The organism is Nocardia sp. NPDC055053, from assembly GCF_053608285.1.
The window spans coordinates 55,581-72,311 of record NZ_JBSGVD010000010.1 but is presented as its reverse complement, the minus strand read 5'-3'; the positions used below and the strand labels follow the sequence as shown (position 1 = coordinate 72,311).

The window sequence follows — 16,731 nt, the reverse complement described above, 5'->3', positions numbered from 1 at the left end:
CCGCGCGGGGCGCGTCGCCGGGTCGCGTGGCGGGGACGGCGGCAATACTGTCTTTCCATGGGCGAATCGCGAACCGTGCAGGAGCAGGAAGCGACCCGGCCGCTGCGCGAGGACATCCGGTTTCTCGGCGGCATCCTGGGCGACACCATCCGCGACCACGAGGGTCCCGAGGTCTTCGACCTGATCGAGCGGGTGCGCACCGAGGCGTTCGCGGTGCGCCGCGAGGAGGTCGAGCGCAGCGCGGTGGCCGATATGCTCGACGGCACCCCGACCGAGGTCGCGATCCCGCTGATCCGGGCGTTCAGTTACTTCGTGCTGCTGGCCAATCTCGCCGAGGACATCCAGCGTGATCGCCGCCGCGCCGCCCACGTGTCGGCGGGGGAGCCGCCCCAGGATTCCTCGCTGGCCGCCACCTACGACAAGCTCGACGCGGCCGCCCTCGACGGTTCGACGGTGGCCGAGTTGCTCACCGACGCCCTCGTCTCGCCGGTGATCACCGCGCATCCGACCGAGACCCGCAGGCGCACGGTCTTCGACGTGCAAGCCAAGATCACCGCGCTGATGCGGCTGCGGCGCAGGCTCGAGCCGGGTGATCCCGGCTTCGACGACTCCGAGCGCCAGATCCGCCGGGAAGTCCTCACCCTGTGGCGCACGGCGCTGATCCGGTTGGCGCGCTTGCGGATTCAGGACGAGATCTCGGTCGGCCTGCGCTACTACGACCTGACCCTCTACGACGTGATCCCGGCGATCAACGCGCAGGTGCGTGCCGCGCTGCGCTCGCGCTGGCCCGATGCCGAGCTGCTGCCGCGCCCGATCCTGCGCCCCGGCTCGTGGATCGGCGGCGACCGGGACGGAAACCCTTATGTGACAGCGGAAGTCGTGCACACCGCGGCCGAGCAGGCGTCGGCCTACGCGTTCGGCAGGTATCTGGACGCGCTGGTCGACCTGGAGAAGACACTGTCCCAGTCCGCCCGGCTGGTGCCGGTGACGCCCGCGGTCGCCGCGCTCGCCGAGGCGGGCTACCCCGATGCGGCCGTGTTCGCCGACGAGCCGTATCGCCGTGCGCTGCACGCGATCCGGGCCCGCCTCAGCGCCACCGCGGAACTGGCGCTCGGCGAACTGCCGGAGAACGGCCTCGACACCACGGCCGCGCCGTACGCCACCCCGCAGGCGGTGCTCGACGACCTCGACGCCGTCGACGCCTCGATGCGCGCCAGCGGTGACGCGCTGCTGGCCGACGACGGCCTCGCCGCCCTGCGCCACGCCATCGAGACCTTCGGGTTCCACCTGCAGAGCCTGGACCTGCGCCAGAACTCCGAGGTGCACGAGCAGGTCGTCACCGAGCTGCTGGCCTGGTCGGGCGCGCACACCGACTACCCGGGCCTGTCCGAAGCCGACCGCGTCGACCTGCTCGCGAACGAACTGCGCACCCGCAGGCCACTGCTCGGCCCGCACGCGCAGCTGAGCGAACTCGCCTCCAAGGAACTCGGGGTGCTGCGGGCAGCCAAGGAGGTGATCGACACCTTCGGCGCCGCCGCCATCCCGAACTACATCATCAGCATGTGCACCTCGGTCAGCGACATGCTCGAGGCGGCCCTGCTGCTCAAGGAGGTGGGCATCCTCGATCCCGGCACCGCCGAGGGCACGCCGAGCAGTCCCGTCGGCATCGTTCCGCTGTTCGAGACCATCGAGGACCTGGGCGCGGGCGCCGCGACGCTGTCGGAGGTACTGGAGGTTCCGGTGTACCGCGAGCTCGTCGCGGCGGCGGGCATGCGGCAGGAGGTGATGCTCGGTTACTCGGATTCGAACAAGGACGGCGGGTATCTCGCCGCCAACTGGGCGCTGTACCGGGCGGAACTCGATCTGGTCGAGGTGGCGCGGAAGTCGGGAATCCGGTTGCGGCTGTTCCACGGTCGCGGCGGCACCGTCGGTCGCGGCGGCGGCCGCAGCTACGACGCCATCCTGGCCCAGCCCGCAGGCGCGGTGCGCGGTTCGCTGCGGCTCACCGAACAGGGCGAGGTGATCGCCGCGAAATACTCCGAACAGGGTGCGGCCCACCGCAATCTGGAGTCACTGATCGCGGGTACGCTCGAATCGACCCTGCTGGATATGGAAGGCCTTGGCGACGACGCCGAACCGGCCTACGAACTGCTCGACGACCTGGCCGCCCGTGCCCGCGCCGCCTACGCGCGACTCGTGCACGACACCCCGGGCTTCGTCGAGTACTTCCGCCAATCCACCCCGGTCGCCGAGGTCGGCGACCTCAATATCGGCAGCCGTCCGGCCTCGCGCAAACCCACCAATTCGGTGGCGGACCTGCGTGCGATTCCCTGGGTCATGGCCTGGAGCCAGGCACGCGTCATGCTGCCCGGCTGGTACGGCACCGGCACCGCGCTCGAGGAATGGGTGGGCGCGGACCCACAGCGCCTGGCCCGGCTCACCGACCTCTATCAGCGCTGGCCGTTCTTCCGCACGGTGCTGTCGAACCTGGCGCAGGTGATGGCCAAGAGCGATCTCGACATCGCCGCGCGGTATGCGGACCTGGTCGAGGACGCGACGCTGCGCGCCCAGATCTTCGGGATGATCCGCGACGAACACGCCCGCACCATCCGCATGTACGTGGCGGTCACCGGCCATGACGAGTTGCTCAGCGACAACCCGTCACTGGCGGAGTCGATCCACAATCGGTTCCCCTACCTGGAGCCGCTCAACCAGCTCCAGGTGGACTTGCTGCGTCGATTGCGCGGCGGTGACGATTCCGAACTCGTGAAGCGGGGCATCCTGCTCACCATGAACGGCCTGGCCACCGCCCTGCGCAACTCGGGTTAGCCGCTAGATGCAGACGTTGACGAACAGCGGCCCGACCGGAACGCCGACGCAGACCGTCACCGAACCGACGACCGGCTGCGCGGTGGCCGCCGAGGCGGGGCCTGCGCCGATGGCGGTGACGGAGAGGGCGAGAGCGGCGATGGCGAGCGGACGAGCGGTTTTGGCGAACATGCGGTGCTCCTCGGTAGAACGGTGAAACTGCCCCCTCGCGGGAGCTGCCCCATCTCAACACGGGGTAGTGCGCGATGTCGGAGACATCACCGGAGTCGCCGTTCAGTCCGTGACGACGGCGATCGCGTCGATCTCCACCAGCATCTCCTCGCGCGGGAGGCCGGTGAAAACGGTCGTGCGCGACGGTAAGACGCCGTTGGTTGTGTGCTTGACGACGAATTCACCATACGCTTCGTTCATCACCGCGAAATCGTCTCTTTGAGTGAGGTACACGCGCAGCATCACCACGTCGTCGAAGGTGGCGCCCGCGGCCTCGACGATCGCCAGCACGTTCATCAGGGTGCGGGTGGTCTGCGCGGCGACATCGCCGGAATGCAGGTACTCATTGGTCGCGGGGTCGACTGGACCCTGCCCGGAGACCTGGACGAACGGTCCCTTGCGCACGCCCTGGGAGAAGGTGTGCGCCGGTGCGGGAGCATCGGCGGTGCGCACGGCGATCTTGTCGGACATAGGGTTCAGCCTTTCCTCGCGGGGACGTCTCGGCGGGGGTCCCAGCCGAGTTTGGTGGAGATGGCGTCGGCGGTCGCCCTGACCTGCGGCAACAGGGCCAGCACCTGCTCGTGGTCGAGCAGCACGTCGGGGACCGAGACCGACACGGCGGCGACGACGGCGCCGATCCCGTCGCGGACGGGCACGCCGATGCAGTTGACGAAGCTCTCGTGTTCCTCATGGTCTTCGGCGAAGCCCTGTGCCGCGACGAGTTCCAGCTCGGCGAGGTACTGCTCGGGTGTGCGCAGGGTGCGGGTGGTGAACGGGTGGTAGTCCAATCGTGCGGCGACCGAACGCCATTCGGTGCGGGGCAGCGCCGCGACCAGTACCTTGCCGACGGCGGTGCAGTGCAGCGGGGCGGGTCGGCCGATCCGCGAGTACATTCGCACGGCCTGCTCGGCGTCGACCTTGTCGATGTAGACCGCGTCGCCGGATTCGTAGGCGGCCAGGTGCACCGTCTGGCCGGTGGCGGCGCCGAGCGCGCTCAGATGCGGCCGGGCGACGGTGCGGACGTCGCGGTTCTCCAGTGCGCGACTGGCCAATTCGAACATGCGGGTGCCCAGGGAATACCGGTGCGCGCTGTCACGCACGACGAACCGTTCGGCCTGCATGGTCTGCAGCAGCCGCAGCACCGTCGACTTGTGCACCCCGAGCCGCGCGGCCAGCTCGTCGAGGGACTGCGAATCCTCGCCGAGGGCGATGAGAATGGACAGGGCCCGCGACACGCTTTGACTCATCGGCTGATCGTCCCATCCATCGAGTCCGGGTAGCGCAGCCCGGTCCAGTCGGTCTCCGGCAGTGCGGCCAGGCGCCGGATGTCCTGCACCGGAAGCAGTTTCGCGACATCGCCGGTCGCGGTGAGAGCGGCCGCCGCGCACAGATGGCCGTAGCGCAACCGGGTGCGCAGGTCGGCACCGTGCAGCAGCGCGGCCAGGTAGCCGCCGGCGAAAGCGTCACCGGCGCCGATGCGTTCGGTGATGTCCAGCGCGAGCGCGGGCACGTCGACGGAGCGGCCGCCGTCGAAGCCGGTCACGGAGTGCTTGTCGTTCTTGACGATCAGCTGGGCGGGCTCGGGGAACAGCGCGCGCAAGGCGGCCGGGTCGTCGGTACCGAAGATCTCCTCGGCTTCGTCGGCGCCGAGCAGCACCACATCCGCACCGCGGACGTGGGCGGCGAGCTCGTCGGCGGCTTCGTCCACGCGCGAACCCCACAGTGCCGGACGGTAATTCAGGTCGAAGCTGACCAGCCGTCCGCGCCGTGGCAGGGCGATCAAGGTGCGGGTCAGTGCGTTCGCCGACTCCGACAGCGCCGGCGTGATACCGGTGAAATGCACGAGATCGGTGCGATCGAGCAACCCGGCCGCCGCCCGCGGCGCGAGGTCGGCGGGGGACAGGGCGCTGGCCGCCGAGCCGGCGCGGTAGTAGTGCATGCGGCTGGCATGGGCGGGCAGATCGTGCGGTGCGCCCGACCCGCTGCCGCGCTCCTTGATGTAGACGCCGGTCGGGCGCACGGGATCGACGGCGACCGCGTCGACATCGACGCCCTGGGCGGCCAGCTGGGTCACCAGGTAGCGCCCGAACCCGTCGTCGCCCACCCGGGAGAGCCAGGCGGCCGAGACGCCGAGCTGGGTCAGCACCATGGCCACGTTCGCCTCGGCCCCGCCCGCGCTCCGATCGAACCGCGCGGACTGCTCGAGCGGTCCTTGGCGGGCAACGAGCACGGCCAGCCCCTCGCCCACGGTGACCGCCCTCGGCGTCACCGCTGTTGCCTGTGTCACCCTTTTCGCCCTTTCGTGCTTGCGGTCACTGTCGTCGAGATGCACAATAACGAGCAGAAACACTCAGTGCAACCATCGTTGCACATTATGCAATGCAAGTCCGATATCGCCGACCGGACGGGGTGACCTGCCCGGTGATCGACGGAAAGGGAAGCTGTGACGATCGACAACGCCGTCGTGGACGCGCTCGCCGACGAGGTGCTCGGGCCACAGGACAAGAGCGCGCCGCCCGCGGCGTGGGGGCACACCGTGCGCGACTACCTCGCGACCGCGCCGGAACTCGCCGCGTGGCAGACGCCGCTGCTCACCCTCGATCGCGGCCTGCTCGATGCCAATCTCGCGCTGATGGCGGGGTGGACCGCCGCGGCGGGTGTCGCGCTGGCTCCGCACGGCAAGACCACGATGGCTCCGCAACTGTGGCGCGAACAGCTCGCGGCGGGCTCGTGGGCGATCACGCTGGCCACCGGCTGGCAGGCCCAGATCGCCCGGTCGTTCGGCCTCGGCCGGATCATGCTCGCCAACGCGCTCGTCGATCCGGCCGGATTGGCCTGGGTCGCAGCGGAATCGGCGCGCGATGCCGCCTTCGGGTTCTACTGCTGGGCCGACAGCGTCGCCACCGTCCAACTGATGGACAAGATCCTGCGCGACACCCCGGCTGCGCCGCCGGTGCGGCTGCTGGTCGAGCTGGGTGGCCCGCACGGTCGTACCGGGGCGCGCACCCGCACCGAAGCCAGGGCGGTCGCGGCGGCCATCCGGGACAGTGAACGGCTGGACCTGGCCGGTGTCGCAGGCTACGAAGGCGCGCTGGCCCACGATCGCGGCACCGCGGGTCTCGCGGCCGTGCGCGGCTACCTCGGCGAACTCGCCGCCCTGCACACCGATCTCGCCGCGTCCGGCGCCTACCCGGGCCGGGCGATCGTCACCGCGGGCGGCAGCGCCTACCCCGAACTCGTCGTCGACGAGCTGGCGTGCCTGGCCGACGACACCACCACGGTCGTGCTGCGCAGCGGCGCCTACCTCGTCCACGACGACGGCTTCTACGCCGGCATCTCCCCGCTGGCCGCGCCCGCCGTCGAGCCCGGGCTGCGCGCCGCGATGCACGGCTGGGCCAGGGTGGTCTCCCGGCCCGAGCCGGAACTGGCGCTGCTCGACGGCGGCAAGCGCGACTTCCCCTTCGACGAGGGCCTGCCGGTGCCGCAGCTGGTGGTCGGCGGCGGTGCGCTGCCCGCAGGCGCGCGGGTGACCGCGCTCAACGATCAGCACACCTTCCTGCGCTTGCCCGGCGCCGCTGCCACCGATCTCCCGGTCGGCAGCATCGTGCGGCTCGGGTTGTCGCATCCGTGCACGGCATTCGACAAGTGGCGGCGCATTCCGGTGATCGACAGCGCCGCGGCGGACCGGCCGCGCGTGGTCGACCTGATCCGCACCTACTTCTGACGGATGACCATGACGGACTTGCTGTTTCGTGACATCGATATCGTCGACGGCACCGGCGCCCCACGCCGTCGCGGCGACGTACTGATCCGCGCCGGGCGCATCGCCGAGGCGGGTCCGGCGGGATCGATCACCGCCGACGCGAGAGTGGTGCCGGCACAGCCGGGTTCGGTGCTCGCACCCGGGTTCATCGACATGCACGCGCATTCGGACCTGTCCCTGCTCACCTGCCCCGGGCACTTCCCGAAGATCACCCAGGGCGTGACCACCGAGGTGATCGGCCAGGACGGCCTGTCCTACGCGCCGATCGACGACGCCGCACTCGCGGTGGTGCGCAAGCAGATCGCGGGCTGGAACGGTAACCCCGCCGATTTCGACTTCTCCTGGCGCACGGTCGCGCAATATCTGGAGCGGCTCGACGAGGGCATCACGCCCAACGCCGCCTACCTGGTCCCGCAGGGCACCCTGCGATTGCTCGTCGTCGGTACCGAACAGCGACCGGCCACCACCGCCGAGATCGACCGGATGTGCGCGCTGCTGGCCCAGGGTCTCGACGAGGGCGCGGTCGGCATGTCGAGCGGGCTCACCTACACGCCCGGAATGTACGCCGACACCGGCGAACTCGCCGCCCTGTGCTCGGTCGTCGCCTCCTCCGGCGGCTTCTACGCGCCACACACCCGCTCCTACGGCGCGGGCGCGCTCGAGGCCTACGCGGAGATGATGGGCCTGGCCAAGGCGACCGGCTGCGCGCTGCACCTCACCCACGCCACCATGAACTTCGGCGTGAACCGTGGCCGCGCACCGGAATTCCTGGCGATGCTCGCGCTGGCCCGCGCCGACGGCTGCGACATCACCCTCGACACCTACCCGTATCTGCCCGGCGCGACCACGCTGTCGGCGCTGCTGCCCAGCTGGGCGATGTCGGGTGGACCCGACGCCGCGCTGGCCCGGCTCGACGATCCCGCCGAGCGCGCGTGGATCACCGCGGATGTGAACGTCAACGGGTCCGACGGCTGCCACGGCGTCACCGTCGAGTGGGAGACCATCCAGATCAGCGGCGTCGGCGACGAGGCGCTGTCCGCCTACGTCGGACGGACCGTCGCCGAGATCGCGGCCGGCGAGGGCAGGGCGCCGGTCGAGGTGTTCTTCGACCTGCTGCGCCGCGACCAGCTGGCGACCACCATCCTCCAGCACGTCGGCCACGAGGAGAACGTGCGCGCGATCATGGTCGACCCCGGCCACATGGGCGGCAGCGACGGCCTGCTCGTCGGCGCGCGACCGCATCCGCGCGCCTGGGGCACCTTTCCCCGCTACCTGTCGCGCTACGTCCGCGAACTCGGCGTCCTCGGGCTGGAGGAGTGCGTGCACCACCTCACCGGACGCCCGGCGGCCCGGCTGCGGTTGGCCCGGCGCGGGCTAGTCCGCACCGGCTACGCCGCCGACCTCGTCGTGTTCGATCCGGCGACGATCCACGACACGGCAACCTTCGAGCATCCACAACAACAGGCGCGTGGCATCCAGCACGTGCTGGTCAACGGCGAATTCGCGGTGGAGAACGGCACCGCGACCGGTGTGCGCGCCGGGCGCGCCCTGCGCATGGACGCCACGCGAGAGGAGACCCGATGAACCCGCTGCTCAGCTCGTCATCCGAGGCCATGGAGGTGATCCGCGCCGACCGTGCGCTCACCGTGGTCCGCGCGCCCGCCATCCCCGACCCGGTCGCGCTCGCCGAAGCCCTGGCCGGGTCCGGCATTCGCGCCGTCGAGCTCACTTTCACCACCCTCGGCGTGCTCGACGCGATCGGCAAGGCCTCGGCGGTGAGCGCCGCCGTCATCGGCGTCGGCACCGTGACCACCCGCGACCAGGCCGAAGCGGCGATCGAGGTGGGCGCCAAGTTCCTGGTGACGCCCGCGCTGCGTCCCGAGGTCGCCGAAGTGGCTGTCGCCAACCAGATCCCGGTCGTCATGGGCGCGTTCACCCCCTCGGAGGTGCTGGCCGCGGTCGAGATGGGCGCGGCGGCGGTGAAGATCTTCCCGGCCCGCGCGCTCGGCCCGGCCTATCTGAAGGATCTGCTCGGTCCGTTCCCGCACGTTTTCCTCATCCCCTCCGGCGGCGTCAACGCCCACAACGCCCGCGAATTCCTGCGGGCGGGGGCCATCGCCGTCACCGCGGGGACCGAGGTTGTCGCCCCACTGGACGTCGCGAGTTCGCGCTGGTCCCACATCGGCGCCAAAGCCGCACGCTTCGTCCATTCGCTTGATTGAGAGGTATCCCATGGGCGCCACTGTCGACTGGTTGCGCACCACCACCCCCGGGTTGCTGGTCCTGTGCGGTCTCGCGATCGCCGTGCTACTCATCGCTATCATCAAGGTCAAACTGGAGCCGTTCGTCGCGCTGCTGCTGACCGGTCTGCTGCTGGCACTCGCCGCGGGGCTACCGGTCGCCGAGATCGTCGGCACACCGCTGAAAGCCGGTGAGTCACTGCTGGAAACAGGCTTCGGCGGCATCCTCGGGCACATCGCGGTGATCATCGGTCTCGGCACCGTGCTCGGCGCGATCCTCGAACGATCCGGCGGCGCCGACGTTCTCACCGACAAACTCCTGAAGGTGTTCGGCGAGAAGGGCGCTCCCGTCGCGATGGGCCTGCTCGGCCTCATCTTCGGTATCCCCGTCTTCTTCGACATCGGCATCTTCGTGCTCGCGCCGCTGGTGTATGTCGCGGCCAAGCGCGGCGGGCGCTCGCTGGTGCTCTACGCCATGCCGATGCTGGCCGGTCTGTCGATGACGCACGCGTTCCTGCCGCCGCACCCCGGTCCCGTCGCGCTCGGCGGTCTGCTCGGGGTGAGCCTCGGCTGGCTGATCCTGATGGGATTCGTCTGCGGTATCCCGGGTTTCCTCGCCGCGGGCATCGCCTGGGGCACCTGGATCGGCAAGCGCGTGCAGGTCGAGGTGCCCGCCGAGTTCGTGCCGCTCGAGCCCACCGGCAACGGCGCGGACAAGACCGGCGGCAACGGTGCGACCGAGGGAACCGGCGGTACCGCCGTGGTGACGAAATCGCCGCCGTCGGTGGCGCTGATCGGGGCGATCATCGCGATTCCGCTGGTGCTGATCCTCGGCGCGACCTTCGGTTACCAACTGCTGGACAAGGATTCGGCTCTGCTGCAGGTGCTCACCTTCTTCGGCACGCCCGCCGTCGCGCTGCTCATCACGGTGCTGGTGGCGTTCTACCTGCTCGGCATCCGGCGCGGCTCGACGGTGCAGGAACTGAGCACCATCACCGCCGAATCGCTCAAGCCGGTCGGCATGGTGCTGCTGGTGGTCGGTGCGGGCGCCTTCTTCGGCAAGGTCATCTCCGCCACCGGTATCGGCACGGCGCTGGCCGACACCATGTCCGCGGCCGGTCTGCCGGTGATCGTGCTGTCCTACCTGATCAGCTGTGGTCTGCGGGTCGCGCAGGGCTCGGCGACCGTCGCGATCGTCACCACCGGCGGCATCGTCGCGCCGCTGGTGGCCGATCAGGGCTACTCGCAGATGTCGATCGCGCTCATCGCCATGGCGATCGCGGCGGGGTCGATCATCGCCAGCCACGTCAACGACGGTGGTTTCTGGATCATCGCGAAGTATTTCAACATGACGGTGAAGCAGACACTGCAGACGTGGACGGTCCTCGAAACCATCTTGTCGGTGGTGAGTTTCGCGGTGGCGGCGGTGTTGTTCGCCGTCGTCAGCTGAGGTCGGCGGTCAGCGCGGCGACCAGCCGTTCGAGTGCGGCGCGCGGATCGGTGCCGGTCCCCGCGCCGCCGAGCCGGTGGGCGACGACGCCGTCGAGATAGTCGACCAGGATCGTCGTGTCTCCGGCGGCGATGCCGACCCGGGCCGCCATCTCGATCGCCCAGTCCCGCAGCCGATGATGCCCGCGTTGCAGCGATTCGTGCAGCGCCGGCATTGTCTGCGCCTCGCTGAACAGCGCGAATCGTGCCAGGGTTCGCGCACGATCGGGGCCGGTGGCGTGCAGGACGAACCGGGCGAGGCCCTCGACGAGGTGCTCGACGGTGGCTGGGCCGAGGGTCCGGTTCAGTGTCTCCAAGTCGGCGAGGTCACGTGCCTCGAGCCGTTCGGTGATGCCGATCAGCAAGGCCTCGCGCGTGCGGAAGTAGTTCGAGGTCGACCCGGTGGGGACGGCGGCGGCCTCGTCCACCGCGCGGTGGGTCAGCGCGCGCGGCCCGCGGGTGCCCAGCAGGTCGATCGCGGCATCGAGGATCTGTTCACGTCTGGTGGCCACGCAGATCATACTACTGATGTAGTGAGCTGCACTACATCAGTAGTAGAATTCACTACATCAGTAGTACGGTGAGCCGGTACCCGCAACGAAGGGAGGGCGCGATGTCCACGGCAATCGTCGTCGGTGGCGGAATCGGGGGACTGGCCACCGCGCTGGCCCTGACCCGCCGGGGCTGGTCGGTCCAGGTGCTCGAGCGCGCACCCGAGGTCGCCGAGGTCAGGTCGGGAATCTCGTTGTGGTCCAACGCGTTGCGGGCGCTCGATGCGCTCGGTGTCGGCGCCGCCGTGCGCGAGCAGGCGATCGAGGACGTCTCGGCCGGTATCAGGACCGCGCGGGGCTGGTGGCTCTCGCGCACCGATGTGGCGACGATGCGGGCGCGATTCGGTGCTCCCGTGGTGATCCACCGTGCGGCCTTGCTCGACATCCTGCGCGGTGCGATTCCCGATGATGTTGTGCGAACCGGTATTTCGGTGTCGGAAGCGGGAACCGACGGTTCGGTGGTCCATTCCGGCGGTGTGTCGACCGCGGATCTGGTCGTCGGCGCGGACGGGATCCGCAGTGTCGTCCGCCGCGCGGTCTGCGGCGATGTGCCCGCCCGCTACGCCGGCTACACCGCGTGGCGTGCGGTGGTCGATATCGACGAACCGTTGACCGAGTTCGGTGAGACGTGGGGTCGTGGAGCACGTTTCGGGATGGCACCGCTCGCCGACGGGCGTGTCTATTGTTTCGCCGTCTACAACGCACCCGAGAACGCTCCGGGCTCGTTCGCCGAGGTCCGTGCCCGCTTCGCCGGCTGGCATCACCCGATCCCCGCCCTGCTGGCCGCCGCGGACGAGAACACGGTGCTGCACAACGACATCTACGAGCTGCCTGCGCTGTCCACTTACACGGCCGGCCGCATCGCCCTGGTCGGCGACGCTGCCCACGCGATGACACCGAATCTCGGGCAGGGTGGGTGCCAGGCGCTCGAGGACGCCGTGGTGCTGGCCCGGCTGGCGGGGGAGTCCGACGGGATGGTGCGGTATGACCGGGAACGTCGTCCGCGGACGCAGATGATCGTCGCGCGGTCCGCGCGCATCGGCACGATCGGCCAGCTCTCCGCAGTACCGCTGGTTGCCTTGCGCGACACGGCATTACGGATCACGCCGATGTCCGTTTCCCTCCGCGCGATGGGTGAGATTCTCGACTGGACGTGCTGACAGTCCGGGCCGCGTGTGGTTGCGGACTCGGGCCAGGAGTGATCGCGCGACCCCTACCGGTCAGGCCGACGGCTGGTAGCGCGCGTACATCGCGGCCGCCGTACTTGCCATCGCGGTGCGCAGTTCGGGTGGATCCAGGACTTCGACGTGTTCGCCGAGGGGCAGCAACGCGTGCGCGAGGATCTCGTAGGACTCGCCGGGGATGGTGATATCCACCCAACCGTCGGCGTCGGGCGTGCCGAGGGACGTGAGCGCCTGGCGCACCGCGGCCGGATCGTTCATCAGCCGGAGCAGGGTCAGGTGATCAGCCGAGATCCGGCACCGCGCACTCACCCGCAGGATGGACCGGGCGAACTCGTCGGCCGACTCCTGCCAGTGCGCGGCGAGTTCGAAATCGGCAGGGCGGGTGAAGGATTCGCCGGTCGGCACGGCGGTCGCGATCCGGCTCACCCGGTAGGAACGGATATCGGGTCGGTCGCGCGCGATCAGGTACCAGGTGCCCGCCTTCATGACCAGGCCGAGCGGGTCGAGGGTGCGCTCGACGGTCTTGTCTTGACGGCGATAGCTGACGGCCAGACGCCGGTCGTGCCAGAGCGCATCGGCGACCGTGGCCAGCGTCGGCGTTTCGTCCGGGCGGTGGAACCAGCCCGGCATGTCGATGTGGACGCGGTCGGCGATGCGTGTCGCTCGCCCGCGCAACTCGGGTGGCAGTGCGGCGAGCATCTTGAGCTGGGCGGTGGCGAGCACGGTGCCGAGTCCGAGGTCGGCGGCGGCGCCGGGCAGCCCGGCCAGCAGGACGGCGTCGGCTTCGTCGGAGGTGAGGCCGGTCAGCCGGGTCCGGTAGCCGTCGATCAGCCGGACACCACCACCGCGCCCCGGCTCGCTGTACACCGGAACGCCCGCCGACGACAGCGCCTCGACGTCGCGGTACACCGTGCGCACCGACACCTCCAGCTCCCGTGCCAGCTCGGTCGCGGTCGCCCCGCCGTTGGCCTGCAACAGGAGCAGTAGCTGCACCAGCCTGCTCGCTCGCATGTTCCCGAGACTAGCCGCAGAACATGACACAGGATGTCAACGTTTGGTCGTACCGTTCGAACTATGACCACGTGGAGCCAGTTCACCGAGGAAGCGCCGAGTATCTCCGCCCTGTTCCTGCGCAGGCACCAGGCGACCGGCAATCTGTGCATGCTCGGCACCCTCCGGGCCGACGGATCGCCGCGGATCAGCCCGATCGAGCCGGCCGTCTTCGAGGACATGCTCGTCCTGGCAGGCATGCCGAACACCCGCAAATTCGACGACCTCGCCCGCGACCCCCGCTTCTGCCTGCACACCGCCACCGTCGACACGAACGTCTCCGACGGCGACGCCAAACTGTTCGGCACCGTCACCGACCTCCCGGACGAAGCCGTCCACGCCCGCTTCGCGCAGAAACTGTTCGACGACAACGGTTTCGATATCCGCGGCATGAAGTTCGATCACTTCTACGTTGCCGATCTCACCGGCGCGTCGACGGTCGAAGTCGAGGACGACCACCTCAACATCACCGTGTGGAAGCCGGGCGCGGGCGAACGGGTCGTCCGCAAGGACTGAGCACGGGTCAGACTGGTCCGACCGGGACCACCAGCGGCGTTCCGGTGACCGGGTCCTCGATCACCTTCGACCGCAGACCGAACACCTCCGCCACCAGTTCTTCGGTGAGGACCTCGGCGGGCGCTCCCGCCGCGACCACGCGGCCTGCCCGCATCGCGACCAGCCGATCCGCGTATCGCGCGGCGAGATTCAGGTCGTGCAGCACCATCACCACGGTCCGGCCCGCTTCCAGGTGCAGGCGGCGGACCAGGTCGAGAACCTCGATCTGGTGGGCGAGGTCGAGGAAGGTGGTCGGTTCGTCGAGCAGGAGCAGGTCGGTGTTCTGGGCCAGCGCCATCGAGATCCAGGCGCGCTGGCGTTGCCCACCGGACAGCTCGTCGAGCGGGCGATCGGCGAACTCGGCCATGTCGGTCCAGGACAGGGCCTCGGCGATGGCGGATTCGTCGTCGGCGGACCACTGGCGATACCAGCGCTGGTGCGGGTGCCGACCGCGGGCGACCAGGTCGGCGACGGTGAGTCCTTCGGGGGCCTGCGGTGATTGGGGCAGGATGCCGAGGACGCGGGCCACTTCCCTGGTCGACATGCGGTCGATGCGGTGGCCGTCCAGGTGTACCGAACCTCCGCTGGGGCGCAGCAGCCGGGCCATCGCGCGCAGGAGAGTGGATTTGCCGCAACCGTTGGGCCCGATCACCGCGGTGACGGTGCCGCTGACGATGTCCAGGCTCAGTCCGTCGACGACGGTCAGCGGTCCGTAGCCGAGGGTCAGGTCGCTGGCCTGCAGCCGCACGGTCATCACGCGCCCACTTTCCCGGCACGATTGCGCCGCATCAACAGATAGATCAGATAGGGCGCGCCGAGCACGGCGGTGATCACACCGACGGGGAGTTCCCCGGCGGGCAACAGGGTGCGGGCGACGAGATCGGCGGCGACGGTGAAGGCAGCGCCGAGCACGGCCGAGGTCAGCAGGGGTGGTTGTGCGGAGCCGGTCAGTCGCAGCGCCACCTGGGGCACGGCGAGGGCGACGAAGATGATCGCGCCCGCGGACGCGGTGGCGACCCCGGCCAGCAGCACGGCGAGGACCAGCAGCGTCAGGCGGGCGGCGTTGAGCCGCACGCCGAGCGAGCGGGCGGTGTCGTCACCGAAATGCAGTGCGCCGAGCAGGTGGGTGCCCGCCAGTACCACCGGCACCAGGATCGCCAGGGCGAGCGCCACCGGTGTCACCTGGATCCAGCCACTGCCGTTGAGGCTGCCGGTCAGCCAGGTCACCGCCCGCGCCGCGACGTCGACTTCGCCGACGCTGAGCATCCAGAAGGTGACGCTGGACAACACCGAACCGGCGCCGAGGCCGACGAGGACGAGCCGGTATCCTTCGATGCCGCGCCGCCACGCCAACATGAAAACGGCCAGCGCGGCGATCAATCCGCCGATCATGGCGGCGGCGGGCACCCCGATCTCGGCGGCGGCGCCGCTGATCTGGCCCTTGCTGCCCGACAGGGCGATCACCGCGACCGCGGCCACGTTCGCCCCGGCGGTGACGCCGAGAATGTCGGGACTGGACAACGGATTCCGGGCGATGCCCTGCGTGATCGCACCCGACAACGCCAGCGCCGCGCCGACCAGCGCACCGGTCAGGATCCTGGGCAGGCGCAGGTCCCACACCACGTACGCGAGGCCGTCGTCGCCACCACCGGTCAGCACCGCGAGCACATCCCACGGGGTGACCGGACCGCCGCCGGGCATCGTGTAGGTGCCCAGCGCCAGCGCGACGCAACTCGTCGCGCCAAGCACTCCCAGACCGACCAGCAGCACGGTGATCGTCCGTAGCCGCAGCTGCCATGACACCGGTCCCAGCCGGACCGCGGGCACGGTACTCAAATGCTCACCAGCCTGCGGCGGCGGACCAGCACGATGAAGAACGGGGCGCCGACGAAGGCGAGCATGATGCCCGCGGGTAGTTCGCCCTTGTCCAGGATCAGCCGCCCCGCGGTGTCGGCGACCAGCACCATCACCACGCCGAGCAGTCCGGCCACGGGGACGAGCCAGCGGTAGTCGGGTCCGGTGATGCCACGCGCGAGGTGCGGGACGACGAGCCCGACGAAGCCGAGCGGCCCGGCGATCGCCACGACCGCGCCGGTCAGCAGCACGATCGAACCGATACCGACGGTGCGGGCCAGGAAGACGCGATGGCCCAGTGCGCGGGCGGTGTCCTCACCGAGGCCGAGGGCGTTGAGCGCGGGAGTGTTGGCCAGGGCCAGGACGATCCCGACGATCACGAACGGCGCGGCTTTGCCGAGAAGGCCGAGGTCGGAGCCGACCAGGGAACCGGCCTTCCAGAAGCGGTAGATATCGGTGACATCGGTGTCGAACAGCACCACTGCCGAGATCAGGCCCTGCAAGAGGTAACTGACGGCGGCCCCGGCCAAGGCCAGGGTGACCGGGGTGGGTCCGCCACGGCCTGTCGCGCCGATGACGAAAACGGTGACGGTGGCGATCAGCGCGCCGGCGAACCCGAACCACACATACCCGAACAGGCTGGAGATGCCCCCGATCATCACGGCCAGGACGATGCCGAGGGCCGCCCCCTGCGTGATGCCGAGCAGCGACGGGTCGGCGAGGGGGTTCCTGGTGTGGCCCTGGATCACCGCGCCCGCGACGCCGAGCGCGAGGCCGGCGAGGATTCCCAGCAGGGTGCGCGGCATACGCAAGCCGTTGACGATGGCGCCGGTCTCGGTGTCGGTGGTGCCGCCGAGCGCGTCTAGAACATCCAGGGGCGGAATGAATTTGGTGCCTACGGCCAGGCTGAGCAGGATGGCCGCGAGCACCGCGGACAGCAGTCCGGCAACGAGCAGCAACCTGCGAGACCGCGTTCGGGTGAGCACGATTGCGGGCGGTGCGGTCAC

16 protein-coding genes are annotated in these 16,731 nt (G+C 69.8%); 7 read left to right on the top strand and 9 right to left on the bottom strand.

What is annotated here, in order from left to right; all coding sequences use genetic code 11:
• Positions 1–57 precede the first annotated feature (57 nt).
• On the top strand, positions 58–2,829 hold the full coding sequence (gene ppc, locus ACWF82_RS13145) for a phosphoenolpyruvate carboxylase (protein WP_452500879.1): 2,772 nt from the start codon (positions 58–60) through the stop codon (positions 2,827–2,829).
• Positions 2,830–2,832: 3 nt separating this feature from the next.
• On the opposite strand, the gene ACWF82_RS13140 is transcribed toward ppc, so the two are convergent.
• The 4 genes from ACWF82_RS13140 to ACWF82_RS13125 form a co-directional block, all read right to left on the bottom strand.
• On the bottom strand, positions 2,833–3,000 hold the full coding sequence (locus tag ACWF82_RS13140) for a hypothetical protein (protein ID WP_452500877.1): 168 nt from the start codon (positions 2,998–3,000) through the stop codon (positions 2,833–2,835).
• Between the two features lie 102 nt (positions 3,001–3,102).
• On the bottom strand, positions 3,103–3,510 hold the full coding sequence (locus tag ACWF82_RS13135; protein ID WP_452500875.1) for a RidA family protein: 408 nt from the start codon (positions 3,508–3,510) through the stop codon (positions 3,103–3,105).
• Between the two features lie 5 nt (positions 3,511–3,515).
• On the bottom strand, positions 3,516–4,286 hold the full coding sequence (locus ACWF82_RS13130; RefSeq protein WP_452500873.1) for an IclR family transcriptional regulator: 771 nt from the start codon (positions 4,284–4,286) through the stop codon (positions 3,516–3,518).
• Positions 4,283–5,326, bottom strand: coding sequence for a sugar kinase (locus ACWF82_RS13125; RefSeq protein ID WP_452500871.1), 1,044 nt, complete (start codon positions 5,324–5,326; stop codon positions 4,283–4,285). The genes ACWF82_RS13130 and ACWF82_RS13125 overlap by 4 nt, the downstream gene beginning before the upstream one ends.
• 156 nt (positions 5,327–5,482) lie before the next feature.
• Between ACWF82_RS13125 and ACWF82_RS13120 the strand changes: the two genes are divergently transcribed.
• The 4 genes from ACWF82_RS13120 to ACWF82_RS13105 are packed head-to-tail and all read left to right on the top strand — an operon-like array spanning position 5,483 to position 10,492.
• Positions 5,483–6,763 (top strand): amino acid deaminase, encoded by a 1,281-nt coding sequence (locus tag ACWF82_RS13120; protein ID WP_452500869.1) that lies wholly within the window; start codon positions 5,483–5,485, stop codon positions 6,761–6,763.
• A gap of 9 nt (positions 6,764–6,772) precedes the next feature.
• Positions 6,773–8,386, top strand: a complete 1,614-nt coding sequence (locus ACWF82_RS13115) for an N-acyl-D-amino-acid deacylase family protein (RefSeq protein ID WP_452500867.1) — start codon at positions 6,773–6,775, stop codon at positions 8,384–8,386.
• Positions 8,383–9,024 carry a bifunctional 4-hydroxy-2-oxoglutarate aldolase/2-dehydro-3-deoxy-phosphogluconate aldolase gene (locus ACWF82_RS13110; RefSeq protein WP_452500865.1) on the top strand — a complete coding sequence of 214 codons (642 nt, stop codon included), beginning with the start codon at positions 8,383–8,385 and terminating at the stop codon, positions 9,022–9,024. The genes ACWF82_RS13115 and ACWF82_RS13110 overlap by 4 nt, the downstream gene beginning before the upstream one ends.
• 10 nt (positions 9,025–9,034) lie before the next feature.
• Positions 9,035–10,492 carry a GntP family permease gene (locus tag ACWF82_RS13105; RefSeq protein WP_452500863.1) on the top strand — a complete coding sequence of 486 codons (1,458 nt, stop codon included), beginning with the start codon at positions 9,035–9,037 and terminating at the stop codon, positions 10,490–10,492.
• Here ACWF82_RS13105 and ACWF82_RS13100 read toward each other — a convergent pair.
• A complete protein-coding gene (locus ACWF82_RS13100; RefSeq protein ID WP_452500862.1) occupies positions 10,485–11,042 on the bottom strand; it encodes a TetR/AcrR family transcriptional regulator in 558 nt (185 codons plus the stop codon). The two genes, ACWF82_RS13105 and ACWF82_RS13100, sit on opposite strands and share 8 nt — an antisense overlap.
• A 101-nt stretch (positions 11,043–11,143) precedes the next feature.
• On the opposite strand from ACWF82_RS13100, the gene ACWF82_RS13095 reads away from it, so the two are divergent.
• On the top strand, positions 11,144–12,241 hold the full coding sequence (locus ACWF82_RS13095) for an FAD-dependent oxidoreductase (RefSeq protein ID WP_452500860.1): 1,098 nt from the start codon (positions 11,144–11,146) through the stop codon (positions 12,239–12,241).
• Between the two features lie 60 nt (positions 12,242–12,301).
• On the opposite strand, the gene ACWF82_RS13090 is transcribed toward ACWF82_RS13095, so the two are convergent.
• Positions 12,302–13,276, bottom strand: coding sequence for a helix-turn-helix transcriptional regulator (locus ACWF82_RS13090; protein ID WP_452500858.1), 975 nt, complete (start codon positions 13,274–13,276; stop codon positions 12,302–12,304).
• A 63-nt stretch (positions 13,277–13,339) separates the two neighbouring features.
• Between ACWF82_RS13090 and ACWF82_RS13085 the strand changes: the two genes are divergently transcribed.
• Positions 13,340–13,831: a pyridoxamine 5'-phosphate oxidase family protein gene (locus tag ACWF82_RS13085; RefSeq protein ID WP_452500856.1), complete on the top strand. Its 492-nt coding sequence runs from the start codon at positions 13,340–13,342 to the stop codon at positions 13,829–13,831.
• Between the two features lie 7 nt (positions 13,832–13,838).
• Here the strand turns inward: ACWF82_RS13085 and ACWF82_RS13080 are convergent, their stop codons facing one another.
• The 3 genes from ACWF82_RS13080 to ACWF82_RS13070 are packed head-to-tail and all read right to left on the bottom strand — an operon-like array spanning position 13,839 to position 16,731.
• Positions 13,839–14,624 carry an ABC transporter ATP-binding protein gene (locus ACWF82_RS13080; RefSeq protein ID WP_452500854.1) on the bottom strand — a complete coding sequence of 262 codons (786 nt, stop codon included), beginning with the start codon at positions 14,622–14,624 and terminating at the stop codon, positions 13,839–13,841.
• Entirely contained in the window at positions 14,624–15,697 is a 1,074-nt protein-coding gene (locus ACWF82_RS13075; RefSeq protein ID WP_452501135.1) for a FecCD family ABC transporter permease, read from the bottom strand. Before ACWF82_RS13075 ends, ACWF82_RS13080 begins: the two co-directional genes overlap by 1 nt.
• 5 nt (positions 15,698–15,702) lie before the next feature.
• Positions 15,703–16,731 (bottom strand): FecCD family ABC transporter permease, encoded by a 1,029-nt coding sequence (locus ACWF82_RS13070; RefSeq protein WP_452500852.1) that lies wholly within the window; start codon positions 16,729–16,731, stop codon positions 15,703–15,705.